Raw genomic sequence first — 25172 nt, forward strand, 5'->3', positions numbered from 1 at the left:
TTTACTATCCTTGGGAAATCGGCCGTAGTATGCGGCTTACCATGTCATCCAAGAAAAAACGCCATGAGCGAAAGAACGACTTCTGCAAGCTGGGCGATGGGGATTGTCAAAGCACTGGAAATGGACGGCCTGGATTGCCGGGTTCTGTTCAGACAGCTGGGGCTCGACTACGCGGCGCTGGAGGATCCGGACGCACGCTTCCCACAGGATTCCATGACCCGACTCTGGCAACGGGCGGTCGAGCTGTCCGGGAATCCGGCGATCGGCCTGAACATGGGCAAGGTGGTGCGGCCGGCTTCGTTCCATGTCGCGGGCTATGCACTGATGTCCAGTAATACGCTGGCGGAAGGTTTTCAGCGTCTGGTGCGTTATCAGCGGATCATCGCCGAAAGTGCCGACCTGAGTTTTCGCCTGCTCGACGAGGGTTATGCGCTGATCCTGACGGTGCACGGCGATCATCTGCCACCGACCCGCCAGAGTGCCGAAGCCTCGCTGGCCTGCGCACTCGCGCTGTGCGGCTGGCTGACCGGACGCACGCTGCACCCGCGCAAAGTGCTGGTGCAGGGTGACGAGCCGGATGATCTTGAACCCTACAAACAGGCCTTCCATGCACCGCTGGTGTTCAACGCACCGTATGACGCGCTGATCTTCGAACGGGCCGACATGGAAGCGCCGCTGCCCACGGCCAACGAGGCGATGGCGCTGCTGCATGACCGGTTTGCCGGGGAATATCTGGCGCGTTTTTCCGAAAGCCGCGTGACCCACAAGGCGCGTCAGGTGTTGTGCCGCCTGCTGCCGCAGGGCGAACCCAAGCGCGATACGGTGGCGCAGACCCTTCATCTGTCGCAGCGAACCTTGCAGCGACGCTTGCAGGAGGAGGGCACCAGTTTTCAGCAGTTGCTCGATGACACCCGCCGCGAACTCGCCGAGCAATACCTGGCGCAGCCGAGCATGACCCTGCTGGAGATTGCTTACCTGTTGGGGTTTGCCGATCCGAGCAATTTCTTCCGCGCCTTCCGCCGCTGGTTCGACACCACGCCCGGCGATTACCGGGCGCGCTTGCTCGAGGCGCCGAAGGCAATCAGTGACGCCAGAACGCCGGAATACACAGTACAAACACCGTAATGATCTCCAGTCGGCCGAGCAGCATGCCGAACGACAGAATCCACTTGGCCGCATCCGGCAGGCTGGCGAAGTTGCCGGCCGGGCCGATGGTCTCGCCCAGGCCCGGGCCTACGCCGGACACGGTGCTGGCGGCGCCGGTCAACGCCGTCATCCAGTCCACGCCCAACAGCGACAGCAACAGGGCGATCACGCAGATGGTGATGGCGAAGAAGAACGAAAAGGTCAGAATCGAACGGACGATCTCTTCGTCGAGGCGGTGACCGTTGTACTTCTGTTTGATCACCGCACGCGGGTGAATCAACTGGTTAAGGTTGGCCTTGAGTAGGATGTAGGCGACCTGGAAACGGAAGATCTTGATCCCGCCCGCCGTCGAGCCGGAGCAGCCGCCGACGAAGCCCAGATAGAAGAACAGCATCAGCGAGAAGTTGCCCCACAGGCTGTAGTCCCCCAATGCAAATCCCGTCGTCGTGACTACTGATGTCACGTTCAGCGCCACATGCCGTAGCGCGTCCAGCCAGTGCAGGTTGGTGGTCCACCAGTACCAAGTGCCGAGCACCAGCCAGGTCGCCAGCAACATGCCGAGCAAACCCTGCACCTGTTGATCCTTGATCAGCGCCCGGCGGTTGCCGCGCAGTGTCGCTACGTACAGGGTGAACGGCAGGCTGCCGAGAATCATCACCACCACGGCCACCCAGTGCACCGCCGGTTGCGTCCACTTGGCCAGGGACTGGTCGGAGGTCGAGAACCCGCCGGTGGAAATCGCTGACATCGCGTGGTTGATCGCATCGAATGGGCTCATCCCGGCCCACCAGAACGCCAGGCTGCCGAGAATCGTGATGCCGACGTAGGCTGCCACGATCAGCCGCGCCACCATGTGCGAGCGAGGCATGACCTTTTCCGAGCGGTCCGAGGATTCGGTCTGGAACAGCCGCATGCCACCGATGCGCAGCAGCGGCAGGATCGCCACCGCCATGCCGATGAAGCCGATACCGCCGATCCAGTGCAGCAGCGAGCGCCACATCAGGATGCCGGGGGACATGTCGTCCAGATGGTTGAGCACGGTCGACCCGGTGGCCGTGATGCCGGACATGCTTTCGAAGAATGAGTCGGTGTAGCTGATGTGCTGGGTCAGCAAAAACGGCAGCGCGGCGAAAATGCATACCACCAGCCAGCTGCTGACGGTCAGCAGGTACATGTCCCGGGGGCGCAGGTGAATGTGTTCCGGGCGGCCGGGAATGACCAGCGCGAGGCCGGCGACGAAGGTGATCATGCTCGCCCAGAGGAACGACGGCAGATCGCCGGTGCGCTCGAAAATCACCAGGGTGGCCATGGGCACGACCATGGCGACGGCCAGGGTGATCAGGAAGATGCCGATGATGAAACCAATGATCCGTAAGGTCGGCAACGCCATGAAGTCCGCTCGGGCTGATGTGGGAAGGGCGCCATTCTACCTGCGGTGCAAGGCATGTAAACCGACGCGTCTGGATCACTTGCAGCTAGAATAGCCGGACATTTTTTTCAGGAGGTGGCCGATGCAGGCTCTCGACGCTTTGCTCAACCGTGTTTCCGTTCCACGACTGATCGATCCGGCCCCCACTGCCGCACAGCGCGAAGTGCTGTTTACCGCCGCGACCCGTGCACCGGACCACGGCCATTTGCAGCCGTATCGCTTCCTGACCGTCGAAGGTGCGGCGCGTGAGCAGATGGGCGAGTTGCTGGCCGAAGCTGCACAGATGCAGGAAGGCGAAGTCACCGAAGCGATGATCGACAAGGCACGCAACGGCCCGCTGCGGGCGCCGCTGGTGGTCGTGGTCATCGCCAAGTTGCAGGATCACGTCAAATACCCAAAGGCCGAGCAATTGCTGGCAGCGGGCTGTGCGGCGCACGGGATTCTGCTGGCGGCTTACGCGCAGGGGATTGGCGCGGTGTGGCGCACCGGTGATCTGGCGTACTCGAAACATGTCGCCAAGGGTTTGGGCCTGACGGATGACGAAGAGGTGATTGCCTTCCTGTACCTCGGCACGCCGCAGAAAGAACCGCGGGTGGCGGAGAAAGTTGATCTGGTGGAGTTTGTCAGCGCGTGGTCGGGTAAAGCCTGACTCCATCAGGGCTGAACAACAGCCCCTGGCTCCAGCGGTAATTCCAGACTGGCCACAAATCCGCCCTGCGGGTGATTGGCGAGCACCAACGTCCCGCCATGCCGCTCCGCCGCCCGCCGGGCAATTGCCAGTCCCAGGCCGTGACCCGCAGCGGTCTGCCCCGGTGCCCGATAAAACGGTTCGCCCAACTGGCTCAGATGCTCGGCCTGCACCCCGGGCCCATGGTCACGCACGCTGACCACGATCCGCTCGCCCTGACGTGACGCCTGCATTTCAATCGACTGCCCGACCGGGTTGAAGCGCTGGGCATTGCGCAGCAGGTTGTCCACGGCGCGTTCGATCATGGTCGGCCAGCCTGTCAGATTGAGCGCCGGCTCGGCCTCCAGACGCACGGTCTGCTCTGGCGAACCCAATTGAGCGTCTTTTTGCAGCGTGGCGAGCAGGGCATTCAAATCCACCTCTTCGGCGCTGGCGTTGTCGGCATCGACTCGCGCCAGCACCAGAATTTCACTGATCAGCGCTTCCAGGCGATCACACTCGCGGGTCAGGCGCGGCCAGAGTTTTTCCCGTTCTTCGGGGCTTGCACGTTCGGCCAAAGCCAGGGCGATACGCAGCCTGGCCAGCGGTGAGCGCAATTCGTGAGACACGTCGCGCAACAACTGGCGCTGACTGCCGATCAGGCTTTGCAGGCGTGCGCCCATGCGGTTGAAGTCATTGGCCAGCACGCCGAATTCATCACGACGGTTGGCCAGTTGCGCCAGGCTGTTCTGCTGATAGGTGGTCTGGCCGAGGTCATGCACCGCGCCGCGCAAACGGCTGAGCGGACGGGTGATGGAAAAGGTCACCAACAGGCTGAACAGGGTCAGCACCACCAGCGCGATGCCCAGCGCACTCAACGGCCAAAGCAGGCTTTCGCGGTGCCAGGCGTCGAGTTCCGGGTGCGGGATGCGGTAGATGAAGAGGTAGGTGTCGCCGCTTTTGTCGCTGGTGAATTCGTCGGTCAGACGGCGCCAGGGCAGGCGTCGGTCATCGTTGTTCTGCCGCGCCTCGAAGGCGGCCGCGCGCCGGGGGAAGGTACCGCGCACTACCGGGTCGCCGCTTTCGTTGAGCACCTGCACGTCGATGTGGTACTGGCGCTTGCGCTGTTCGAGGATGTCCTGGGCGGCGTCTTCGCCCTGGGCTTCGTAGGTCTGCGTCCATTCGGCAGCCAGGGTGTTGAGGCCCGGATGGCGGCTGAGGATCCAGGCGTCCTGGTTGAGCATGTGCCCCAGCAGAATGGAAAGCCCTGCAACCAGAGCGATGGCCAGCCAGAAGCTGGCGAGGATACGCCAGAACAATGAACGCACAGAAAATCCTCAAACAAAAACAAATCTAATGTGGGAGCGGGCTTGCTCGCGAATGCGGGGTGTCATCACTGATGATGTCGACTGAAACTCCCTCTTCGCGAGCAAGCCCGCTCCCACATTTGAATTGAGTGGCAACAGATCCGACGGCGTTTAGCCGTCGGGTCCGGGGTTACTGCATTATTGCGCCTTTTGCGGCTGTTGCGCTTTCCAGGCTTTGAACTCGGCCCATTCGGCGCGACGTTCGGCCCGTTTCTTCTGGATCTCGTCGAATTTCTTCTGTTGATCCGGTTTCAGCACGGCGCGAACATCGGATTCGGCTTTCTTGTGGTTGGCCGCCATCTCGTCCTTCATGGCTTTCTGGTCGGCTGGCGAGAGTTTCTCCAGGTATTTTTCGACCGTCTGTTTACGCTCGTGCATCTGCTCGCCCATGATCTTGCGGATCTGCTCGCGCTGTTCGCGGGACAAGTCGAGCTGGCTGTACGGGCCTTTGCCGTGCATGCCGTGCATCTGACCGCCATGGCGCGGGCCGTCCAGCGGGCCACCCATCGGGCCGCCATCCTGTGGCATGGCCATGGCGACGGTCGGCAGGGCAGCGGCGAACATCAGAGCGATAAGAGTCTTGCGCATGGTGAATCTCCTTTGTCTCGTTCCCGGTACGTTCCGGATGAGTACAGATTACGGAGACCAAGGTCAGCGGCGGTCAGCGCTGTGTAAAGCTTGGGTAAACACGTTTTCGCGCCGACCTGACAAAACTGACAGACGATCAGAGGCTGTAGTAGTAGCCACGGCTGCGCAGGGCCACGATGCGCGGGCGGCCGTCGGGGTGCGGGCCGATCTTTTTGCGCAGGTTGCTGACGTGCATGTCCAGGCTGCGGTCGTACAGGGTCAGCTTGCGGCCGAGGGCGATCTGCGCCAGTTCCTGTTTGTCCAGCGGCTCGCCCGGTTGCTTGAGCAGGGCTTCAAGCAGACGGCTTTCGGAGACGGTGAGGGTGAATTCCTTTTCGTCGATGCTGACCACGCCGCGCACCGGGCTGAAGCTCAGGTCGCCCAGTTCGAGCTGGGTCGACACGGCGGCCGGGTGGCTGCGGCGCAGCACGGCGCGGAGGCGGGCGGTCAGTTCGCGTGGATCGCAAGGTTTGGCCAGGTAATCGTCGGCGCCCAGTTCCAGGCCGAGAATCCGGTCCAGCGGCTCGCCCCGGGCCGAAAGCATCAGCACCGGCAGGTCGGCATGATCGCTACGCAGTTGCTTGAGCAGTTCCAGACCGCTGCCGTCGGGCAGCATCACGTCCAGCACCACGGCCGCCGGCGCGGTTTCGGCCAGCGCCTTGCGGGCACTCTGACCATCGTGGCAGGCCCGGACCTGAAAGCCTTCCTGGCTCAGCCAGCTACTCAGGAGTTCACACAACTCCTGGTCATCATCAATCAGTAACAGCTCGCTCATGACTCACTCAATTTAGCCATTGCCGACGTTTTCGGCTTGCTCCACTGGCAAAGATACCGCAGAGCAGCGCCAATAGCGCTACCCCGGCCCCGGTGACGAACCATTGCTGCTGTTCGGTCAACAGGCGCGGCAGCGGGCTGGCCTGGGCTTCCTTGAGTTGCAGCTTCAGACGCTGGTTCTCCTGGCGCAACCGGGCGAGCTGGGCGCTTTCGCGGGTGTTGTCGGCATTTTGCAGTTGTTTGCTCAGTTCTTCCCGTTGCTGCTCGCTGGCCTTCAGGCGCTGCTGCAACTCGGTGATCTGGCTGCCGGCGCTCAATGAAAGCGGCGTGGAGCTGTTGCCTTCGGTGCTTTCTTCACCATGGGCGGGCGCCATGATCGACAACGTGACCAACATCAGACACAACGGACCCTTGCGCATCGCGACTCCTGTTTCCAAATGGATATTGGGCAGGTTGTCGGCCGGCAAACGAGAATAATGAGCGATTGAGAACGCGATGAACCGACAAGGTTCATCGCGCTGAGGGCTTTTGCGGGGGAGGTTACGGCAGGACTTGCTTGAACGGCTTCACGACAACATTGGCGTAGACGCCGGCGGCGACGTACGGGTCGGCATCGGCCCAGGCTTGCGCCGCGCTCAGGGAGTCGAATTCGGCGACGATCAGGCTGCCGCTGAAACCTGCTGCGCCCGGATCATTGCTGTCGACCGCCGGGTGCGGGCCGGCCAGCACGATGCGGCCTTCGCCCTTGAGCACTTGCAGGCGTTCAAGGTGTGCCGGGCGCGCGGCGAGGCGGGCTTCCAGGGAGTTGGCGACGTCGGTGGCAATGATGGCGTAGAGCATGTCAGTCCTCGGTTTTTGGCGTTGTGGTATCGGCGTCGTGCAGGTGACGGGACAGGTAGATGCCCTGACCGACCAGGAACAGCACGGTCATGCCCAGGCTGCCGAACACCTTGAAGTCCACCCAGATGCTCTGGAAGGTGAAGGCGACGAACAGGTTGGCGGCCCCGCAGAACAGGAAAAAGGCGATCCAGGCGATGTTAAGGCGGGTCCAGACCGGATCCGGCAGAGTCAACGCGTGACCCATGATGCGCTTGATCAGCAGGCGGTCACCGATGAAATGGCTGCCGATGAAGGCCAGGGCGAACAGCCAGTTGACCACCGGGGCTTTCCATTTCAGGAAGGTTTCGCTGTGAAAGGCCAGGGTCAGGCTGCCGAACACCAGGCAGGCGATCAGGGTCAGCCACTGGCTCTTCTCCAGCTTGCGCTGCTTGATGAAGAGCGCGCCGTACACCACCAGGGAGCTGATGATCAGCATGGCGGTGGCACTGTAAATGCCGCCTACCGTCAGTTCATGGCCGGCAACGTCGACGGTGCGTGGATCGAGTTTGTAGACGATGAAGAACAGCAGAAGCGGGATGAAATCGATGAATTGTTTCACAGTGAGAGCCAGAAGCTGGATGTGGCGGCATAATAACAAACATATGGGCGCGCGATAGCGCCAGCTGATTTGAGGTAACACATCCCCGTGAATGTTGATTTGCACTGCCACAGCACGGCCTCCGATGGCGCCCTGGCGCCTGCGGCACTGGTTGCGCGTGCGTTCGAGAACGGCGTGCGAGTCCTGGCCCTGACCGACCACGACACCCTCGAAGGCCTCGCCGAAGCGCGCACGGCCGCCGAGGCGCTGGACATGCAACTGGTCAACGGCGTCGAATTGTCCTGCACCTGGGGCGGGGCGACCATTCACGTGCTCGGCTACGGTTTTGACGTCAACGCCGCGCCGTTGGTCGAGGCGATTGCGAAGTTGCACGACGGCCGCTGGCTGCGGTCAGAAGAAATAAGCCGCAAGCTCGCCCTCAAGGGCATGCCGAATGCGCTCGACGGCGCGCGGCAGATCCAGCAGGAATTGGGCGACAGCGGCAACGCGCCGGCCCGCCCGCATTTCGCCGACTGGATGGTGCGTGAAGGTTTTGTAAAGGATCGCGCCGAGGCGTTTCGTAAATGGCTCGGCGCCGGCAAACTGGGGGACGTCAAGCAGCACTGGCCGACCCTGGAAGACACCGTCGGCACGTTGCGCGCCGCCGGCGCCTGGGTCAGCCTGGCGCATCCGTGGCACTACGATTTCACCCGCAGCAAGCGCCGAAAGCTGATTGCCGACTATATTCAAGCGGGCGGGCATGCGATCGAAGTGGTCAACGGTCATCAGCCTGCGGAACAGGTGGGCAGCCTTGCCATCCTTGCCCGTGAGTTCGGTCTGCTGGTCAGCGCCGGCAGTGATTTCCATGGCCCTGGTGGCTGGTCCGAGATCGGCCAGTACCGGCCGGTGCCGGAGGACCTTCCACCCCTGTGGGGTCGGTTCAAACATGACCCAGTTATTGCCGCCGTCTGAACAGGTAGAGAATGTGAGTCAATTTTTCCAGATTCATCCGGAAAACCCGCAAGCGCGCCTGATCAAACAGGCGGTCGAGATCATCCGCAAGGGCGGAGTGGTGGTCTATCCCACGGACTCTTCCTACGCAATCGGCTGCCAGATCGGCGACAAGAACGCCATCGAGCGCGTTCGACGCCTGCGTCAGCTCGACGAAAAGCACAACTTCGCACTGATCTGCAGCGACCTGTCGCAACTGGGCAATTACGCCAAGATCGACACCGGGACCTTTCGAATCCTCAAAGCCCACCTGCCGGGGCCGTACACCTTCATTCTCAACGCCACCCGCGAAGTGCCGCGCCTGTTGCTGCATCCGAAGAAGCGCACCATCGGTCTGCGGGTGCCGAGCCATCCGATCGCGCTGGCGCTGCTGGCCGAACTGGGCGAGCCGTTGATGAGCGTGACCCTGATCATGCCGGGTGATGAAGACCCGTTGAGCGACCCGTACGAAATGCGCCAGTTGCTCGAACATCAGGTGGATCTGATCATCGACGGCGGTTCCGGCGGTATCAAGGCCTCCACCGTGATCGACCTCACGGGCGACGATCCGGAAGTGATCCGCGTCGGTTGCGGCGATCCCGCGCCATTCATGGTCGAGGCCTGAATGTCCGCAGTGGAAACCGTTGATCCCCAGGCCGGTGCCCAGCAGGAACTGCCGTTTGCCATGGTCTACGGCCAGGCCGTCACGGAAATGCCGCTGGACCTGTACATCCCGCCGGATGCGCTGGAAGTCTTCCTCGAAGCCTTCGAAGGCCCGCTCGACCTGTTGCTGTACCTGATCCGCAAACAGAACATCAACATCCTCGACATCCCCGTGGCGGAAATTACCCGCCAGTACATGGGCTATGTCGAGCTGATGCAGTCGGTGCGCCTGGAACTGGCCGCCGAGTACCTGGTGATGGCCGCGATGCTGGCCGAGATCAAGTCGCGGATGCTGCTGCCCCGGGCCGAAACCGTCGAGGACGAAGAGGACGACCCGCGCGCCGAACTGATTCGCCGTCTGCAGGAGTACGAACGGTTCAAGGCTGCCGCTGAAGGCATCGATGGCCTGAGCCGGGTCGGTCGCGACGTGATCGTGCCCAAGCTCGATGCCCCGGAAGCCCGCGCGCGCAAGCTGTTGCCGGACGTGGCGCTGGAAGAAATCCTGATGTCCATGGCCGAAGTGCTGCGCCGCGGCGACATGTTCGAAAGCCATCAGGTCAGCCGCGAGGCGCTGTCCACCCGCGAGCGCATGAGTGACGTGCTGGAGCGGCTCAAGGGCGGCGGTTTTGTGCCGTTCGTCGAGCTGTTCACCGCCGAGGAGGGCAAGCTCGGGGTGGTAGTGACCTTCATGGCGATCCTTGAACTGGTCAAGGAATCCCTGATCGAGCTGGTGCAGAATGAGCCGTTCGCCGCGATCCACGTGCGAGCCCGAGCCGAATAACGAGTCCCGATATGAACCTGACTGAACCCCGCGAGCTGGCGTCCCTGCTTGAAGCCTTTCTGTTGGCCTCGGGAAAGCCGCAATCCCTCGAGCGCCTGTATGAACTGTTCGAAGAGGGCGAGCGCCCGGAACCGCCGGTCTTCAAGAAAGCCCTGACTCTGCTTGGCAAGTCCTGCGAGGGCCGGGCGTTCGAGCTCAAGGAAGTCGCCTCCGGCTATCGCCTGCAAATCCGTGAAAAGTTCGCACCGTGGGTCGGTCGCTTGTGGGAGGAGCGTCCGCAGCGCTATTCCCGCGCACTGCTGGAAACCATGGCGCTGATCGCCTACCGCCAGCCGATCACTCGGGGCGAAATCGAGGACGTGCGGGGCGTGGCGGTCAACACCAACATCGTCAAGACGCTGATCGAGCGCGAGTGGATTCGCATCGTCGGTTACCGCGACGTGCCGGGCAAACCGGCGATGTTCGCCACCACCAAGGCGTTTCTCGACCACTTCAACCTGAAGAACCTCGACGATCTGCCGCCGCTGGCCGAGCTGCGCGAGATCGAGGCGGAACCGGTGCTCGACTTCGACGACGCTCCGGTGCCACCGGGCTTGCAGGAACTGGCCGACGCCAGCGCCGAGCCGGAAGAACCGAAGGAGGAAACCAGTTTCCACACCCTGCTGCTGGAACTGGACAGCATGGAGGAGGGGATCAAGACCGACTTCGACGACTTGCTGCGTGACGGGGTGGGCGGCGAATCGCTGCCGACCGAGTTTGAATCCGATCCGGTCGAGCCGCCGCACGAGGGTGAGCCAGAACCTGAGTTCGAGCCTGAATTTGAGACTGAGAGTGAGTCTGAATTTGAGCCGGAGCCCGAGCAGGAAGACGATGTACTCGGCGTGGCCGAAGCCCGGGAAAAACTGCTGGCTGCCGTCGCCCGGCTGGAACAGCCCGCGCCGGAACCCGCCGCTGAGGAAGAACTGAGCGAAGAAGAGGCCGAGGCCCGCGCCCTGGCCGAAGCCATTGAAGCCGAACGCCGCGAGTTCGAGGATTGAGCATGAGCTCGACCAAGGACCCGTGCATCAGCGTCTGCAAGTTCAGCGACGACATCTGCCTCGGCTGCGGCCGCAGCAAGCGCGAGATCCGGGCCTGGAAGAAACTCGACAAGGACGACAAGCGCACTGTATTGGCCGAAGCCGCGCTGCGTCTGATCAAGCTCGGGGCCACCGGTCGGCGGAAAAAGAAATAACCTTGGCCTGATCGACTAGTCTCTGATGCGCGCGCGGCCACATCCGCGTATGATTCGCGACCCTTCGGCGATCCCTTCGCCCGAAAACCCAGATTTCAACGTTTCAGCGGCTCAATTCAGCGCCGCTGAACAGACCACACCGGGAGGTGCCCAGATGAGTGACATCAATCAGAAAGACGACCAGGAAATCGGCCCAGCAGGCGAAAAGCTGCAGAAAGTTCTCGCCCGTATCGGCGTCGGCTCGCGCCGTGACGTCGAATCCTGGATCGCTGCCGGCCGGATCAAGGTCAATGGCAAAGACGCCACCTTGGGCCTGCGCGTCGACATGCACGACGCCATCACCATTGACGGCAAGGTCATCAAGCGCGAAGAAGCCGCCGAGTCGGTTCGCCGCGTGATCATGTACAACAAGCCCGATGGCGAGATCTGCACCCGTGACGACCCGGAAGGCCGTCCGACCGTGTTCGACAAGCTGCCGCGTCCGAAAGAAGGCCGCTGGATCAATATCGGTCGTCTCGACATCAACACCACCGGTCTACTGATGTTCACCACCGACGGTGAACTGGCCAACCGCCTGATGCACCCGTCCTACGAGATGGACCGTGAATACGCGGTGCGTGTGCGCGGCGAAGTCGATGACGAGATGATCGAACGCCTGAAGGCCGGCGTGGTGCTGGAAGACGGCCCGGCGCGGTTCACCGACATCCAACAGGCACCGGGCGGCGAAGGCTTCAACCACTGGTATCACTGCGTGGTGATGGAAGGCCGCAACCGTGAAGTGCGTCGCCTGTGGGAATCCCAGGGCCTGGTGGTCAGCCGCCTGAAGCGCGTGCGTTTCGGTCCGGTGTTCCTCAACTCCGACCTGCCGATGGGCCGCTGGCGCGAAATGAGCCAGTACGAAGTCGACGTGCTGAGCGCCGAAGTCGGCCTGACCCCGGTGGCGATGCCGCAACTGAATGCCAAGAGCAAAGACAAGCTCGACCGCATGCAGCGCAAGTCGTCGCGTCCGATGGCCCGTACCGAGCGCGTGCGTACCCTGCGTCCGGCCAACGGTGCGCCGATTGGCGCCGGTCCGCGTCCGGTTCGCGAGCCGCAGATCGAAGGCGAGCGTCCAGGTCGCAAACCGGCAGCGCGTCCGGATGGCGAACGCGGTCCACGCACGCCGCGTCCGGCCAATGGCCGTACCGAGCGTGGCGAAGGTCGCGGTACGCCGGTGGCGGATCGTCCAGTCGACACCAAGCGTCCGTCCAAGCCATCGCCGAAGCGTCCAGGCATCAAGCTGGCTGATGATGACAAGCCGTCGGGCAAGCGCCGTGGCGCACCGGCCGGTTCCGGCCAGCGTCCGGGTTTCGGTCGCAAGAAGCCGGAATAACGCGGTTGTAAGCTTCGAGCGGCAAGCTTCAAGCTGAAAACAGAAACGCCAACCTCAGGGTTGGCGTTTTTTTTTGGACTTTTTATTTCTTTTTTTGGCGTGTTTTTCTTGGTTTAAAACAAAAAACTTAACGCCTTTCAAATAGTTAGCCAGCTAACGTCAATGACCGGACGCCGCTTCGATGGGTCTGGAGTGGAAACTTTACGTTACGCACTGTCAGTGAATGTTTACGAAAAAGCCGCCGCAGTCCCGTGAACCGGCTGCCTTTGTCAGGCTGTAAGGAAAATCTGCCGCAGCCACGCCCGCCGGGCCTTGCGCAGCGCTCTGGCGTGCTTGTTTCAGCGTCGTTTGGAGGGTGAGATGCGCGGCATGCCTGTCGTGCAGGTGCATAACAAGAAGGAGGCGCAATGAACGCCGTAATCCATTTTCACTTCTCCACGTGGGGCCGATTTTCCATCGTCCACGCCGATGGCCTGCAAAGGCCTGACTCAATTTTTGCAGCCGCCCGGGCTTCCCGGGGTGGACACATGCAATCCCGGCAACCGACACGCTGATCCGGCGAGGTCTGGCAGCAGGGGGTTAGCGGTGTACAATGCGCCGCGTTTTAACTGTGACCCTCTGCGTAATCGCGCAAACCTCAAGGTTTATCCGCCTTGTTCACTCCGCCGCGTCACAAGCGTGTCGGGTTCGATTTCGTCACAGATAAAAACAAACAGGTGACGCATGACCGTTGTAAAAAAGCTGAATTCCTGGTGCCTGCGCTGGGGTTTGATCAAGGTTGGCTGAAATCGCAACCTTGCAGCAACGTCTACTGAACATCATCAAACCTTGCGTGAGACCTTTTTCATGAGTGGACAAAACTCGCAATCAGGCGAGCTGAAACGCGGCCTGAAAAATCGCCATATTCAACTGATCGCCCTCGGTGGCGCGATCGGTACCGGACTGTTCCTCGGCTCGGCCGGGGTGCTGAAATCCGCCGGCCCGTCGATGATCCTCGGCTATGCCATCTGCGGCTTCATCGCCTTCATGATCATGCGCCAGCTCGGCGAAATGATCGTCGAAGAGCCGGTGGCCGGCTCCTTCAGCCACTTTGCGCACAAATACTGGGGCGGTTTCGCCGGTTTCCTGTCGGGCTGGAACTGCTGGATCCTGTACATCCTGGTGGGCATGTCGGAGCTGACCGCGGTCGGCAAATACATCCACTACTGGGCGCCGGAGATCCCGAGCTGGGTCACCGCTGCCGCGTTCTTCGTGCTGATCAATGCGATCAACCTGGCCAACGTCAAAGTCTTCGGTGAAGCCGAATTCTGGTTCGCGATCATCAAGGTCGTGGCGATCGTCGGCATGATCGCCCTGGGCAGTTACCTGCTGGTCAGCGGCCATGGCGGCCCGCAAGCCTCGGTCAGCAACCTGTGGTCCCATGGTGGCTTCTTCCCGAACGGCGTCAGCGGTCTGGTGATGGCCATGGCGATCATCATGTTTTCCTTCGGCGGTCTGGAAATGCTCGGTTTCACCGCAGCCGAAGCCGACAAGCCGAAAACCGTGATCCCGAAAGCGATCAACCAGGTGATCTACCGGATCCTGATTTTCTACATCGGCGCACTGGTGATCCTGCTGTCGCTGACCCCATGGGACAGCCTGCTTGAAACCCTCAACGCTTCGGGCGATTCCTACAGCGGCAGCCCGTTCGTGCAGGTGTTCTCGATGCTTGGCAGCAACACCGCCGCGCACATCCTCAACTTCGTGGTTCTGACCGCGGCATTGTCGGTGTACAACAGCGGCACCTATTGCAACAGCCGCATGCTGCTGGGCATGGCCGAGCAGGGCGACGCGCCGAAAGCGCTGGCGAAGATCGACAAGCGCGGCGTGCCGGTGCGTTCGATCCTGGCGTCGGCGGCGGTGACTCTGGTGGCCGTGCTGCTCAACTACCTGATCCCGCAACACGCGCTGGAACTGCTGATGTCGCTGGTGGTTGCAACGCTGGTGATCAACTGGGCGATGATCAGCTTCTCGCACTTCAAGTTCCGCCAGCACATGAACAAGACCCACCAGAAGCCGCTGTTCAAGGCGCTGTGGTACCCTTACGGCAACTACATCTGCCTGGCGTTCGTGCTGTTCATTCTCGGCGTGATGCTGCTGATCCCGGGCATCCAGATCTCGGTGTACGCGATCCCGGTGTGGGTGGTGTTCATGTGGGTCTGCTACGTGATCAAGAACAAGCGTGGTGCGCAACAGGCACTGCACGCAGCGAGCGCAGCCAAGTAAGCGTCGTTGCAAAAACACCAAACCCGGCCAAGTGCCGGGTTTTTTGTACTTTCGCGGTATCCTGCGGGTTCTGATCAGGGACGCTTTTCCATGCTGGTGATTTCCAACAATGTGCATCTGCCGGATGCCGAGATCGAACTGACGTACATCCGCGCCCAGGGCGCCGGCGGGCAGAACGTCAACAAGGTCTCCAGCGCCGTGCACCTGCGCTTCGACATTCCGGCCTCGTCCTTGCCCGAGTTCTACAAGGAGCGGCTGCTGGCGCTGCGCGACAGTCGCATCACCGGCGACGGCGTGCTGATCATCAAGGCCCAGCAGTACCGCACGCAGGAACAGAACCGCGCCGATGCGCTGGAGCGTCTGACCGAGTTGATCCTCAGTGCCACCAAGGTTGAGAAGAAGCGGCGGCCGACCAAGCCGACACTGGGTTCCAAGAAGCGTCGGCTCGAATCGAAGACCAAGCGCGGCAGCATCAAGGCCGGGCGCGGCAAGGTGGATTTCTAGTCTTCGCGGTACTTCGCCGTGTGGCGGTACAGATAGACACTCAGTGCCAGGCCGCTCAAAGAGGCGAGGGCGGCGAACAGGAAGATCGAGGCAAAACCGAAGCCTGCTGCAATCGCCCCTGCCAGCGGCCCGGTGATGCCCAGCGACAAGTCGATGAACAACGAATAAGCCCCGACCGCCGCGCCACGGCTGGAGGCCGGCACCAGGTTCACGGCTTCCACGCCCAACGCCGGGAACACCAGCGAGAAACCGAAACCGCTCAATGCCGCGCCGGCCAGTGCCCAGTGCGCGTCCGGCGCCAGCCACAGCAACAGCAGACCCAGGGTTTCCACCGACAGGCAGGCAATCGCCACACGAAACCCGCCGAGGCGGTTGATCAGGTTGCCGAACAGCAGGCGTGCGCCGATGAAGCTGGCGCCGAACAGGCTCAGGCACAGCACCGCGTTATCCCAGTGCTGCGTGGCGTAATACAGGGTGATGAAGGTGGCGATGGTGCCGAAACCGATCGAGCCCAAGGCCAGTCCGCAGCCGTGCGGGAAGACGCGACCGAGAACGTGCATGAACGGCAGGCGCTCGCCGGCCACGATCGGCGCTGCGGTTTTCGGCCAGGCCAGCAGCAGCCCCAGCGTGGCGAGCAGCAGAATGCTCACACCCATGCTCCACAGACCGAAACGGCTGACCAGCCACACCCCCAGCGGCGCACCGACCGCCAGCGCGCCGTAACTGGCGATGCCGTTCCACGAGATGACCTTGGCGGTGTTGGCGGCACCGACGCGGCCGATGCCCCAGCCGATCGATCCCGAGCCGACCAGACTTTCCGCGCTGCCCAGCACCAGGCGGCCGACGAACAGGCTGATCAGGCTCAGCAGCGGCAGGTTGGGCGTCCACGCCGAAATCAGCATGAACACACCGCTCAAACCACAACCGGCCAGACCGATCATCACCGCACGTTTGCTGCCCTGGTTGTCGATGATCTTCCCGGCATACGGGCGGCTGAGCAGGGTGGCGAGGTATTGCACGCTGATCACCAGCCCGGCGATGACCGCGCCGAAGCCCAGGTCGCTGTGCACATACCCTGGCAGCACCGCCAACGGAATGCCGATGTTCAGGTAGCCGATGAAGGTGAACAGGACGATGGAAACGACTTGCAGCGTGACCGCCAGGGGGCGCTGGGGTTCTGGCATAGAGGACGACATGAATTACGATCCACGGGAAGAGCAGAATAGATAGGCTGCTCATGATACCGATGCGGACGCGTCCGGGGCGGGGAAAAGTAAAACTATTTGGCCGGGGCGACCAATTGCGTGGTGACCAGGGCGGCCAGCGCGTTTTCTTCGCTGCCGAAACGGGCGAGCAGGGCGGCCTGTTTCTCGGGCGAGAGACGGCTCCAGATCTCGATCATCTTTTCGGTGGCACCGATCAGGATCTCGGCCTGTTGTTCATCGAATTCTTTGGACATGGCAACTCAGGTTTCAGGCAGTGTGGAAAGCGCATGTTAGCGCTTTCCACACGGTCTGTACGGCGGGTGTTGCTTACTCTTCGCTGTCGGCCGGACGGCTCTCGGCGGCTTCTTTCGGCTCGGGCTGTTGGGCACCGGCTTGTTGCGTGGTCGTCTGCTCAGTTTCGTGCAGGCTTGGGAAGGGGAGATTCGGAATCTCGTGCATGGTTGCGCTCCTCGCTAAGTCTGTTGATAGATCTGGTAGATCCGCGCTTTCAGAAAGCCTGCGCAGGATACAGCAAGAAAAATGACAATCAGACTTTTAAATCCATTTGGTTCGACGGGCGGGATTGTCTAGACAAGTGCGACAGGGTGACGCAGGGCAAATGTGGGCGAGCCTGCTCGCGATGAGCGCGCCTGATCGTTCCCACGTCGAGGCGTCGAACCGTCCGCGTGGGAATGCAGCCCAGGACGCTCCGCGTCCCTGCCCAAGCGGACGCGGAGCGTCCATTGAGGCATTCCCACGCGGAGCGTGGGAACGATCAAGACCAGGGGGGGTTATTTGCAGACGCTGGCGATCGCTTCGGCCAGCAGGTCGAGGCGTGTCGCATCAATCCCGGCAACGTTGGCCCGGCCCGAGCTGACCATGTAAACGCTGTGATGATCGCGCAGGTTCTTCACCTGTTCCGGCGACAGCCCGGTGTAGGAGAACATCCCGCGTTGCACGCCGATGTGCGCAAAACGCTCGCGCAGACCGTGCGGTTCCAGCGCTTCCACCAGACCGCTGCGCAATTGGGCGATGCGCAGACGCATGGCTTCCACTTCGTCGGCCCAGCGGTGTTTCAGCTCCGGGTCGGCGAGGATCGTGGCGACCACAGCCGCGCCGTGATCCGGCGGCGTCGACCACAGGTTGCGAGCGATGTGCGCCAGCTGGCTGCGGATGTCGATCAGCTTGTCAGCGGTTTTCGCGCTGACGATCAACGCACCGGTGCGGTCGCGATATAAACCGAAGTTCTTCGAGCAGGAGCTGGTGATCAGCAGCTCGGGCAACTCGGCGGCGAACAGCCGGGTCGACCATGCATCCTGCTCCAGACCGTCGCCAAAGCCCTGGTAGGCAAAGTCGATCAGCGGCAGCAGATCGCGGCGACGGACCACCTCCAGCACCCGCTGCCAGTCGTCGTGGCTCAGGTCGAAACCGGTCGGGTTGTGGCAGCACGCGTGCAGCAGCACCACATCGCCTTTCGGCACTTCATTGAGCACGGCGAGCATCGCATCGACGTCGAGGCGGTTATCGCTGCCGACGTACGGGTAATGGCTGATCTTGACCCCGGCGGCCGCGAAAATCGTTTCGTGGATCGGCCAGGTCGGGTTGCTCAGCCATACACCCTTGCCCGGCAGGCATTGGGCGATGAAGTCCGCCGCCAGACGCAGGGCGCCAGTACCGCCCGGCGTTTGGGTGGCGCCGGCGCGTTGCTCGGCGATCAGCTTCGAATCGACGCCAAGCACCAGCTCATTGATCACCTTGCCGAACAGCGGATTGCCGTGGCCACCGATGTAGGTCTTGGTGTCCTGGCTCTCGACCAGACGCGCCTCGGCGATTTTCACCGCCTCGGGGATCGGCGTCAGGCCCTGGGCATCCTTGTAGACGCCCACGCCAAGGTCGAACTTGCGCGGGTTGGAATCCTGCGCGTAGGCCTCCATCAGACCGAGGATCGGGTCGCCGGGCACTCGGCCGATGGCGTCGAAGTGCATTACTTGCGTCCTTCTGCGGTCTTGGCCACTTCGTCAGTGCGCGCGGCCATGATGAAGTCGTTGCGATGCAGGCCTTTGATGGAGTGGCTCCACCAGGTCACGGTGACTTTGCCCCACTCGGTCAGCAGGCCCGGGTGGTGACCTTCGGCCTCGGAGATCTCGCCGACGGCGTTGGTGAACGCCAGCGCGTGTTTGAAGTTCTTGAACAGAAAGACTTTTTCCAGCTGCATGATGCTGTCGCGCACTTCGATGTTCCAGTCAGGGATCTGCTTGATCAGGATCGGCAGTTCTTCATCGCTGACTTGTGGGGCATCGGCACGGCAGGCTTCGCAATGGGCTTGGTTCAAAATGGACATGGTTTGATTCCTGAGATCGGATGTCTTTTTTATAAGAGCTGTTACGGTCGTCAATGTCGCCACGCTAAACCAAAGTGGCGACGACGGACAGACTCACTTGTAAGCAAAAGTCGCGGGTCACGCGGCTTTCGGTTTTGGCGGAAACTTCGGTGCGTGCAGACCCAGCTGCATGCCTTGCTTGACCATGGCCATGATGTCTTCGTGGGCCAGGTCGAACAGGCGCTTGAGGTTCGGCAGGACAAAGTACAGCGGCTGCAGGATGTCGATGCGATACGGCGTGCGCATGGCTTCCAGCGGATCGAAGGCCTGATGCTCGGGCTCGTCCGACAGCGAGTAAACAGTTTCTTTTGGCGAGGACAGGATGCCGCCGCCGTAGATGCGTTTGCCTTGCGGGGTGTCGACCAGGCCGAACTCGATGGTCATCCAGTACAGACGCGCCAGATAAACGCGTTCTTCCTTGGTCGCCTGCAGGCCGAGCTTGCCGTAAGTGTGGGTGAATTCGGCAAACCACGGGTTGGTCAGCAGCGGGCAGTGGCCAAAGATCTCGTGGAAAATGTCCGGCTCCTGCAGGTAGTCCAGTTCTTCACGGGTACGAATGAACGTGGCCACCGGAAACTGCTTGCTGGCGAGCAATTCGAAAAAGGTCTGGAAAGGGATCAGCGCGGGAACGCGGGCAACCTGCCAACCGGTGGTCTCGCCGAGCACCTTGTTGATCTCGCCCAGTTGCGGAATGCGGTCATGGGGCAGACCGAGTTTTTCGATACCGTCTAGGTATTCCTGGCACGCACGACCCTCGATCACTTTCATCTGGCGGGTGATCAGCGTGTTCCACACCGCGTGTTCTTCGGCGGGGTAGTCGATAAAACCTTGCGCATCGGGCTCGCGGGCCACGTATTGCGTCTGCTTCATACTGCTCTCCTGCGAGGGGAATTTCGTTCTTGTTATGTCCTGCGATGGACTGAGAAATACCCCGGAATGTTCGTTGTTGCAGCAGGTTGAAGACTGGTCGAGTAGGAAAACTCCCTTAAATTCGTAAAATTTTCGTTACGCTTCGTGCGATAAGTCGTGTTTGCGGTGACTGTCGGGTTTGAAAAGGCCAATGGCTGTCACATAATCTTGACGACTATCTTGCGCACTGCGCAGAAAATTCCGGCGTCAGACCGGCTCTTCACCTGTTTCGGGCCTTTATATGCGTATCAAAGTCCATTGTCAGAACCGCATCGGCATCCTGCGCGACATTCTCAATCTGTTGGTGGAGTACGGGATCAACGTCGCCCGTGGCGAGGTGGGCGGTGAGCATGGCAACGCGATCTACCTGCATTGCCCGAACCTGATCAACATTCAGTTCCAGGCGCTGCGACCCAAGTTCGAGGCGATTGCCGGGGTGTTCGGCGTCAAGCGGGTAGGGTTGATGCCCAGCGAGCGGCGGCACATGGAGTTGAATGCGCTGCTCGGTGCGCTGGAGTTTCCGGTGCTGTCGATCGACATGGGCGGCTCCATCGTGGCGGCCAACCGGGCGGCGGCGCAGTTGCTCGGGGTGCGGGTGGACGAGGTGCCGGGGATTCCGTTGTCGCGTTACGCCGAAGATTTCGATCTGCCGGAACTGGTGCGCGCCAACAAATCGCGAATCAACGGCATGCGGGTCAAGGTCAAGGGCGACATCTTTCTGGCCGACATCGCGCCGCTGCAATCGGAACACGACGACAGCGAGGCCATGGCTGGTGCTGTGCTGACGCTGCACCGCGCGGACCGGGTCGGCGAGCGCATCTATAACGTGCGCAAACAAGAGTTGCGTGGCTTCGACAGCATCTTCCAGAGCTCGAAAGTGATGGCGGCGGTGGTGCGCGAAGCGCGACGCATGGCACCGCTGGATGCGCCGTTGTTGATTGAGGGCGAAACCGGCACCGGCAAGGAATTGCTGGCGCGGGCCTGCCACCTGGCGAGCCCGCGTGGTCAGTCGCCGCTGATGGCGCTCAACTGCGCGGGGTTGCCGGAGTCGATGGCCGAGACCGAACTGTTCGGCTACGGCCCCGGTGCCTTTGAAGGCGCTCGGGCCGAAGGCAAGCTCGGGCTGCTGGAGCTGACGGCGGGCGGCACGCTGTTCCTCGATGGTGTCGGCGAAATGAGCCCGCGCTTGCAGGTGAAACTGCTGCGATTCCTGCAGGACGGCTGCTTTCGGCGGGTGGGCAGTGATGAAGAGGTTTACCTCGATGTGCGGGTGATCTGCGCAACCCAGGTCGACCTGTCGGAGCTGTGCGCGCGCGGCGAATTTCGCCAGGATCTGTATCACCGCTTGAACGTGCTTTCGCTGCACATCCCGCCACTGCGCGAATGCCTCGACGGTTTGACGCCGCTGGTGGAGCACTTTCTCGATCAGGCCAGTCGGCAGATCGGCTGCCCGCTGCCGAAACTGGCGCCGGCGGCGATGGATCGGCTCAGTCACTACCACTGGCCGGGCAACGTGCGGCAACTGGAGAACGTGCTGTTCCAGGCGGTTTCGCTGTGCGACGGCGGCACGGTCAAGGCCGAGCATATTCGCCTGCCGGATTACGGCGTGCGTCAGCCGCTTGGCGATTTCTCCCTCGAAGGCGGGCTCGACGAAATTGTCGGGCGCTTCGAGAAGGCGGTGCTGGAGCGCTTGTATTCCGAGCATCCGAGCAGCCGGCAACTGGGCAAGCGGCTCGGGGTTTCCCATACGACCATCGCCAACAAGTTGCGTGAGTACGAAGTCGGCAAGGACGCGTCGGAGTGATCACGGCCGGATCGGGTGTTTGCCGCCAAGCGGCATGACACCGCCGGTTTTTCGTCTTCGATACATTTCCCTTCTCCCCGCAAAATCCCTCAAGTCCTTTGTTTACCGGGTCGTGGGCCGCCAGAAAAAAGTTGGTCTGCAAATTGCTTATGGCTCAGCAGTACAGCGGTGGGCGGCAAACGTCCGGCATGCAGAGGAAAGAGTGTGGACAAGTACCTTTATGTGGCAATGACCGGCGCCAGCCAGAACGCACTGGCGCAAAAGGCTCATGCCAACAACCTGGCGAACATCTCCACCAACGGTTTTCAGCGCGACCTGGAACAGGCGCGTTCGATGCCGGTGTTCGGTGACAGCTTTCCGGCGCGTGCGTTTGCCATGAGCGAACGGCCCGCCACCGACTTCACGCCGGGCTCGCTGGTGCAGACCGGTCGTGACCTCGACGTCGCCGTGTCGGGTAACGGCTGGATCGCCGTGCAGAACCCCAATGGCGGTGAAAGTTACGTGCGCACCGGCAGCCTCAATATCGATGCCCTCGGCGTGTTGCGTGCCGGCAACGGCATGCCGGTCATGGGCAATGGCGGGCCGATCGCCGTGCCACCGGAGCAGCAGGTGGAAGTTGGTGAAGACGGCACCATCAGTATCCGTGCGATGGGCGAGGGGCCGCGCGTCATGGCCGAAGTCGACCGGATCAAGCTGGTCAACCCGGACATCAAGAACATGAACAAGGGCCTGGACGGTTCGATTTACACCAAGGACGGCCAGCCTGCGCCGGCCGATGCCAACGTCAAACTGGTGTCGGGTTTCCTGGAGTCGAGCAACGTCAATGCCGTGGAAGAGATGACGTCGGTGCTGGCCCTGGCCAAGCAGTTCGAACTGCACGTCAAGATGATGAACACCGCCAAAGACGACGACCAGGCCATGGCTCGGGTCTTGCAGATCAGCTAATTATCAGAACGTCGCGCCGTAAAACAGGCGCACGAGGAGAATCGAATGCTTCCGGCTCTATGGGTTGCCAAAACCGGTCTGTCCGCCCAGGACACCAACCTGACCACCATTTCCAACAACCTGGCGAACGTGTCGACCACGGGTTTCAAACGTGACCGCGCCGAGTTCCAGGACCTGCTGTACCAGATCAAGCGTCAGCCAGGCGCCCAGTCGACCCAGGACAGCGAACTGCCGTCGGGTCTGCAAGTGGGTACCGGTGTGCGCATCGTCGGCACCCAGAAAAACTTCACCGCCGGCAGCCTGCAAACCACCGAGCAGCCGCTGGACATGGCCATCGACGGTCGCGGTTTCTTCCAGATCCTGCAGCCGGACGGCACCACGTCCTACACCCGTGACGGTACTTTCCACCTCGACTCCAACGGCCAGATCGTCAACGCCAGCGGTTTCGCCCTGGAACCGGCCATCGTCATCCCGAACAACGCCCAGACCTTCACTGTGGGTCGTGACGGCACCGTGTCGATCACCACCGCCGGCAACGCCGCATCGCAAGTGATCGGCAACCTGCAAACCGCCGACTTCATCAACCCGGCCGGTCTGCAAGCGGTGGGCAACAACCTGTTCCTGGAAACCGCCGCTTCCGGTGCACCGCAAGTCGGTACGCCGGGCCTGAACGGTTTCGGTACCACCCTGCAGAACACCCTGGAAACCTCCAACGTCAGCACCGTGGAAGAGATGGTCAACATGATCACCACCCAGCGCGCGTACGAGATGAACTCCAAGGTGATCTCCACCGCCGACCAGATGCTCTCGTTCGTAACGCAGAATCTGTAATCAAGTCTATGAGGCGGCCATGAGGCTGCCTGCAACACCGTGAGGTAAGGGTCATGAAGCGCTTTGTATCTGTTGTGGCATTGAGCGGGGTCGTCTCGCTCGCGGGCTGCGTCGCTCCGACGCCCAAGCCCAATGATCCTTACTACGCCCCGGTGTTGCCGCGCACACCGTTGCCGTCGGCCGCCAACAACGGCTCGATCTATCAGGCCGGTTTCGAGCAGAACCTGTACAGCGACCGCAAGGCGTTCCGGGTCGGTGACATCATCACCATCACCCTGAACGAGAGAACCCAGGCCAGCAAGAACGCCAACTCTCAGGTGGCCAAGAACAGCAAGACCGGCATCGGCCTGACGTCGCTGTTCGGCAGCAGTGCAACCACCAACAACCCGATCGGCGGCAATGACCTGAGCCTGAGCGCCAGCTATGAAGGCGACCGCGCGACCAAGGGTGACAGCAAGGCCGCCCAGGGCAACACCCTGACCGGCTCGATCACCGTGACCGTCGCCGACGTGTTGCCCAACGGCATCATCGCCGTGCGTGGCGAGAAGTGGATGACCCTCAACACCGGCGACGAGCTGGTGCGGATCGCCGGTCTCGTGCGTGCCGACGACATCGCCACCGACAACACCGTGTCCTCGACCCGGGTTGCTGATGCGCGCATCACCTACTCGGGCACCGGTTCGTTCGCCGATGCGAGTCAGCCAGGCTGGTTCGACCGTTTCTTCCTCAGCCCGCTGTTCCCTTTCTAGGTGGCTACGTTGAATTTCAAGAGCCTCATGCTCGCTGCGGCGTTGATGTCCGCAGCCTTTGGTGCCCACGCAGAGCGGCTGAAAGATATCGCCAGCATTTCCGGCGTGCGTTCCAACCAGTTGATCGGCTACGGCCTGGTGGTCGGTCTTAACGGCACCGGCGACCAGACCACGCAGACCCCGTTCACCCTGCAGACCTTCAACAACATGCTCTCGCAGTTCGGCATCAAGGTGCCGCCGGGATCGGGCAACGTGCAGCTGAAAAACGTTGCGGCAGTGTCGGTGAGTGCCGATCTGCCGGCGTTCGCCAAACCGGGTCAGCAGGTCGATATCACCGTGTCGTCCATCGGTAACTCCAAGAGCCTGCGCGGCGGCACCCTGTTGCTGACCCCGCTCAAGGGTATCGACGGCAACGTCTACGCCATCGCCCAGGGCAACTTGGTGGTCGGCGGTTTCGATGCTGAAGGTCGTGACGGTTCGAAGATCACCGTCAACGTTCCGTCGGCCGGTCGCATCCCTGGCGGGGCGTCGGTCGAGCGTTCGGTGCCGAGCGGTTTCAACCAGGGCAACAGCCTGACGCTGAACCTCAACCGTTCCGACTTCACCACCGCCAAGCGCATCGTCGACAAGATCAACGACATGCTCGGCCCAGGCGTGGCCCAGGCCATCGACGGCGGTTCGATCCGTGTGACCGCGCCGCTCGATCCGAGCCAGCGCGTCGACTATCTGTCGATCCTGGAAAACCTCGAAGTCGATCCCGGTCAGGCGGTGGCGAAAGTCATCATCAACTCGCGTACCGGCACCATCGTCATCGGCCAGAACGTGAAGGTATCGCCGGCCGCCGTGACCCACGGCAGCCTGACCGTGACCATCACCGAAGACCCGATCGTCAGCCAGCCGGGCCCGCTGTCCAACGGCCAGACCGCCGTAGTGCCGCGCTCGCGGGTGAATGCCGAACAGGAAGCCAAGCCGATGTTCAAGTTCGGCCCGGGTACCACCCTCGACGAGATCGTCCGTGCGGTGAACCAGGTCGGCGCCGCGCCGGGTGACCTGATGGCCATCCTTGAAGCACTGAAGCAGGCCGGCGCGTTGCAAGCCGACCTGATCGTGATCTGA

General features: G+C 61.8%; 28 protein-coding genes. 15 read left to right on the forward strand and 13 right to left on the reverse strand.

Going from position 1 to position 25172, the window contains the following annotated elements; translation table 11 throughout:
• Positions 1-63: 63 nt before the first annotated feature.
• Positions 64-1125, forward strand: a complete 1062-nt coding sequence (locus tag K3819_RS07650) for an AraC family transcriptional regulator (RefSeq protein ID WP_011332998.1) — start codon at positions 64-66, stop codon at positions 1123-1125.
• Here K3819_RS07650 and K3819_RS07655 read toward each other — a convergent pair.
• Positions 1082-2536 (reverse strand): TrkH family potassium uptake protein, encoded by a 1455-nt coding sequence (locus tag K3819_RS07655; RefSeq protein WP_039765494.1) that lies wholly within the window; start codon positions 2534-2536, stop codon positions 1082-1084. The genes K3819_RS07650 and K3819_RS07655 overlap by 44 nt on opposite strands.
• 121 nt (positions 2537-2657) lie before the next feature.
• Here K3819_RS07655 and K3819_RS07660 point away from each other — a divergent pair, with 121 nt between their 5' ends.
• Positions 2658-3224, forward strand: coding sequence for a nitroreductase family protein (locus tag K3819_RS07660; RefSeq protein ID WP_221398960.1), 567 nt, complete (start codon positions 2658-2660; stop codon positions 3222-3224).
• A gap of 5 nt (positions 3225-3229) precedes the next feature.
• Here the strand turns inward: K3819_RS07660 and K3819_RS07665 are convergent, their stop codons facing one another.
• From K3819_RS07665 to K3819_RS07690, 6 genes are all read right to left on the reverse strand, one after another.
• Positions 3230-4570, reverse strand: a complete 1341-nt coding sequence (locus tag K3819_RS07665; RefSeq protein ID WP_221398961.1) for a HAMP domain-containing sensor histidine kinase — start codon at positions 4568-4570, stop codon at positions 3230-3232.
• Between the two features lie 177 nt (positions 4571-4747).
• Complete coding sequence (locus tag K3819_RS07670) at positions 4748-5197, reverse strand: Spy/CpxP family protein refolding chaperone (protein ID WP_085611559.1); 450 nt, start codon at positions 5195-5197, stop codon at positions 4748-4750.
• A gap of 136 nt (positions 5198-5333) precedes the next feature.
• Positions 5334-6011, reverse strand: coding sequence for a response regulator transcription factor (locus K3819_RS07675; RefSeq protein WP_007958370.1), 678 nt, complete (start codon positions 6009-6011; stop codon positions 5334-5336).
• A 7-nt stretch (positions 6012-6018) separates the two neighbouring features.
• Entirely contained in the window at positions 6019-6429 is a 411-nt protein-coding gene (locus K3819_RS07680) for a translation initiation factor 2 (RefSeq protein ID WP_039765500.1), read from the reverse strand.
• Positions 6430-6550: 121 nt separating this feature from the next.
• Positions 6551-6850: a YciI family protein gene (locus tag K3819_RS07685; RefSeq protein ID WP_039765503.1), complete on the reverse strand. Its 300-nt coding sequence runs from the start codon at positions 6848-6850 to the stop codon at positions 6551-6553.
• A gap of 1 nt (position 6851) precedes the next feature.
• On the reverse strand, positions 6852-7448 hold the full coding sequence (locus K3819_RS07690; protein WP_011333003.1) for a septation protein A: 597 nt from the start codon (positions 7446-7448) through the stop codon (positions 6852-6854).
• 87 nt (positions 7449-7535) lie between these two features.
• Here K3819_RS07690 and K3819_RS07695 point away from each other — a divergent pair, with 87 nt between their 5' ends.
• From K3819_RS07695 to arfB, 8 genes are all read left to right on the forward strand, one after another.
• The gene (locus K3819_RS07695) at positions 7536-8399 is read left to right on the forward strand and encodes a PHP domain-containing protein (protein WP_221398962.1); all 864 of its coding nucleotides are present in this window, start codon (positions 7536-7538) and stop codon (positions 8397-8399) included.
• 13 nt (positions 8400-8412) lie between these two features.
• Entirely contained in the window at positions 8413-9042 is a 630-nt protein-coding gene (locus tag K3819_RS07700; RefSeq protein WP_108563655.1) for an L-threonylcarbamoyladenylate synthase, read from the forward strand.
• A 120-nt stretch (positions 9043-9162) separates the two neighbouring features.
• The gene (locus K3819_RS07705) at positions 9163-9861 is read left to right on the forward strand and encodes a ScpA family protein (protein ID WP_170844946.1); all 699 of its coding nucleotides are present in this window, start codon (positions 9163-9165) and stop codon (positions 9859-9861) included.
• An 11-nt stretch (positions 9862-9872) separates the two neighbouring features.
• A complete protein-coding gene (scpB, locus tag K3819_RS07710; protein ID WP_221398963.1) occupies positions 9873-10898 on the forward strand; it encodes an SMC-Scp complex subunit ScpB in 1026 nt (341 codons plus the stop codon).
• A gap of 2 nt (positions 10899-10900) precedes the next feature.
• Positions 10901-11092, forward strand: a complete 192-nt coding sequence (locus tag K3819_RS07715; RefSeq protein ID WP_007958358.1) for a DUF1289 domain-containing protein — start codon at positions 10901-10903, stop codon at positions 11090-11092.
• Between the two features lie 154 nt (positions 11093-11246).
• Positions 11247-12464, forward strand: coding sequence for a 23S rRNA pseudouridine(2605) synthase RluB (rluB, locus tag K3819_RS07720; RefSeq protein ID WP_007958356.1), 1218 nt, complete (start codon positions 11247-11249; stop codon positions 12462-12464).
• A gap of 846 nt (positions 12465-13310) precedes the next feature.
• Positions 13311-14729 carry an amino acid permease gene (locus K3819_RS07725; RefSeq protein ID WP_064378594.1) on the forward strand — a complete coding sequence of 473 codons (1419 nt, stop codon included), beginning with the start codon at positions 13311-13313 and terminating at the stop codon, positions 14727-14729.
• Between the two features lie 90 nt (positions 14730-14819).
• Positions 14820-15233, forward strand: a complete 414-nt coding sequence (arfB, locus tag K3819_RS07730) for an alternative ribosome rescue aminoacyl-tRNA hydrolase ArfB (RefSeq protein WP_011333010.1) — start codon at positions 14820-14822, stop codon at positions 15231-15233.
• Here arfB and K3819_RS07735 read toward each other — a convergent pair.
• The 6 genes from K3819_RS07735 to phhA form a co-directional block, all read right to left on the reverse strand.
• Positions 15230-16417, reverse strand: a complete 1188-nt coding sequence (locus K3819_RS07735; RefSeq protein ID WP_170844945.1) for an MFS transporter — start codon at positions 16415-16417, stop codon at positions 15230-15232. The two genes, arfB and K3819_RS07735, sit on opposite strands and share 4 nt — an antisense overlap.
• A gap of 95 nt (positions 16418-16512) precedes the next feature.
• Entirely contained in the window at positions 16513-16692 is a 180-nt protein-coding gene (locus K3819_RS07740; protein ID WP_007958348.1) for a hypothetical protein, read from the reverse strand.
• Positions 16693-16765: 73 nt separating this feature from the next.
• Entirely contained in the window at positions 16766-16897 is a 132-nt protein-coding gene (locus K3819_RS29380; protein WP_007958347.1) for a hypothetical protein, read from the reverse strand.
• Positions 16898-17229: 332 nt separating this feature from the next.
• On the reverse strand, positions 17230-18423 hold the full coding sequence (locus K3819_RS07745; RefSeq protein WP_221398964.1) for an amino acid aminotransferase: 1194 nt from the start codon (positions 18421-18423) through the stop codon (positions 17230-17232).
• Entirely contained in the window at positions 18423-18779 is a 357-nt protein-coding gene (locus K3819_RS07750; RefSeq protein WP_166495453.1) for a 4a-hydroxytetrahydrobiopterin dehydratase, read from the reverse strand. The genes K3819_RS07745 and K3819_RS07750 overlap by 1 nt, the downstream gene beginning before the upstream one ends.
• A 117-nt stretch (positions 18780-18896) precedes the next feature.
• Positions 18897-19688 (reverse strand): phenylalanine 4-monooxygenase, encoded by a 792-nt coding sequence (phhA, locus tag K3819_RS07755; protein WP_039765515.1) that lies wholly within the window; start codon positions 19686-19688, stop codon positions 18897-18899.
• Between the two features lie 280 nt (positions 19689-19968).
• Here phhA and K3819_RS07760 point away from each other — a divergent pair, with 280 nt between their 5' ends.
• The 5 genes from K3819_RS07760 to K3819_RS07780 all read left to right on the forward strand — a co-directional run bounded on the left by K3819_RS07760 (position 19969) and on the right by K3819_RS07780 (position 25172).
• Positions 19969-21531, forward strand: coding sequence for a sigma-54-dependent phenylalanine hydroxylase transcriptional regulator PhhR (locus tag K3819_RS07760; RefSeq protein ID WP_011333015.1), 1563 nt, complete (start codon positions 19969-19971; stop codon positions 21529-21531).
• Positions 21532-21735: 204 nt separating this feature from the next.
• Positions 21736-22476, forward strand: coding sequence for a flagellar basal body rod protein FlgF (locus K3819_RS07765; protein WP_007958343.1), 741 nt, complete (start codon positions 21736-21738; stop codon positions 22474-22476).
• Between the two features lie 45 nt (positions 22477-22521).
• On the forward strand, positions 22522-23307 hold the full coding sequence (gene flgG / locus K3819_RS07770) for a flagellar basal-body rod protein FlgG (RefSeq protein WP_039765524.1): 786 nt from the start codon (positions 22522-22524) through the stop codon (positions 23305-23307).
• A 53-nt stretch (positions 23308-23360) separates the two neighbouring features.
• A complete protein-coding gene (gene flgH, locus K3819_RS07775) occupies positions 23361-24056 on the forward strand; it encodes a flagellar basal body L-ring protein FlgH (protein WP_039765527.1) in 696 nt (231 codons plus the stop codon).
• A gap of 27 nt (positions 24057-24083) precedes the next feature.
• The gene (locus tag K3819_RS07780) at positions 24084-25172 is read left to right on the forward strand and encodes a flagellar basal body P-ring protein FlgI (protein ID WP_011333019.1); all 1089 of its coding nucleotides are present in this window, start codon (positions 24084-24086) and stop codon (positions 25170-25172) included.

The organism is Pseudomonas sp. 3-2, from assembly GCF_019710535.1.
GTDB lineage: Bacteria > Pseudomonadota > Gammaproteobacteria > Pseudomonadales > Pseudomonadaceae > Aquipseudomonas > Aquipseudomonas pharyngis.

Excerpts from the sequence above, each read along its gene's own strand:
- K3819_RS07650 (WP_011332998.1), top strand. The coding sequence starts at position 64 with ATGAGCGAAAGAACGACTTCTGCAAGCTGGGCGATGGGGATTGTCAAA.
- K3819_RS07655 (WP_039765494.1), bottom strand. The coding sequence starts at position 2,536 with ATGGCGTTGCCGACCTTACGGATCATTGGTTTCATCATCGGCATCTTC.
- K3819_RS07660 (WP_221398960.1), top strand. The coding sequence starts at position 2,658 with ATGCAGGCTCTCGACGCTTTGCTCAACCGTGTTTCCGTTCCACGACTG.
- K3819_RS07670 (WP_085611559.1), bottom strand. The coding sequence starts at position 5,197 with ATGCGCAAGACTCTTATCGCTCTGATGTTCGCCGCTGCCCTGCCGACC.
- K3819_RS07675 (WP_007958370.1), bottom strand. The coding sequence starts at position 6,011 with ATGAGCGAGCTGTTACTGATTGATGATGACCAGGAGTTGTGTGAACTC.
- K3819_RS07680 (WP_039765500.1), bottom strand. The coding sequence starts at position 6,429 with ATGCGCAAGGGTCCGTTGTGTCTGATGTTGGTCACGTTGTCGATCATG.
- K3819_RS07685 (WP_039765503.1), bottom strand. The coding sequence starts at position 6,850 with ATGCTCTACGCCATCATTGCCACCGACGTCGCCAACTCCCTGGAAGCC.
- scpB (WP_221398963.1), top strand. The coding sequence starts at position 9,873 with ATGAACCTGACTGAACCCCGCGAGCTGGCGTCCCTGCTTGAAGCCTTT.
- K3819_RS07715 (WP_007958358.1), top strand. The coding sequence starts at position 10,901 with ATGAGCTCGACCAAGGACCCGTGCATCAGCGTCTGCAAGTTCAGCGAC.
- rluB (WP_007958356.1), top strand. The coding sequence starts at position 11,247 with ATGAGTGACATCAATCAGAAAGACGACCAGGAAATCGGCCCAGCAGGC.
- K3819_RS07725 (WP_064378594.1), top strand. The coding sequence starts at position 13,311 with ATGAGTGGACAAAACTCGCAATCAGGCGAGCTGAAACGCGGCCTGAAA.
- arfB (WP_011333010.1), top strand. The coding sequence starts at position 14,820 with ATGCTGGTGATTTCCAACAATGTGCATCTGCCGGATGCCGAGATCGAA.
- K3819_RS07735 (WP_170844945.1), bottom strand. The coding sequence starts at position 16,417 with ATGCCAGAACCCCAGCGCCCCCTGGCGGTCACGCTGCAAGTCGTTTCC.
- K3819_RS07740 (WP_007958348.1), bottom strand. The coding sequence starts at position 16,692 with ATGTCCAAAGAATTCGATGAACAACAGGCCGAGATCCTGATCGGTGCC.
- K3819_RS29380 (WP_007958347.1), bottom strand. The coding sequence starts at position 16,897 with ATGCACGAGATTCCGAATCTCCCCTTCCCAAGCCTGCACGAAACTGAG.
- K3819_RS07745 (WP_221398964.1), bottom strand. The coding sequence starts at position 18,423 with ATGCACTTCGACGCCATCGGCCGAGTGCCCGGCGACCCGATCCTCGGT.
- K3819_RS07750 (WP_166495453.1), bottom strand. The coding sequence starts at position 18,779 with ATGTCCATTTTGAACCAAGCCCATTGCGAAGCCTGCCGTGCCGATGCC.
- phhA (WP_039765515.1), bottom strand. The coding sequence starts at position 19,688 with ATGAAGCAGACGCAATACGTGGCCCGCGAGCCCGATGCGCAAGGTTTT.
- K3819_RS07760 (WP_011333015.1), top strand. The coding sequence starts at position 19,969 with ATGCGTATCAAAGTCCATTGTCAGAACCGCATCGGCATCCTGCGCGAC.
- flgG (WP_039765524.1), top strand. The coding sequence starts at position 22,522 with ATGCTTCCGGCTCTATGGGTTGCCAAAACCGGTCTGTCCGCCCAGGAC.
- flgH (WP_039765527.1), top strand. The coding sequence starts at position 23,361 with ATGAAGCGCTTTGTATCTGTTGTGGCATTGAGCGGGGTCGTCTCGCTC.
- K3819_RS07780 (WP_011333019.1), top strand. The coding sequence starts at position 24,084 with ATGCTCGCTGCGGCGTTGATGTCCGCAGCCTTTGGTGCCCACGCAGAG.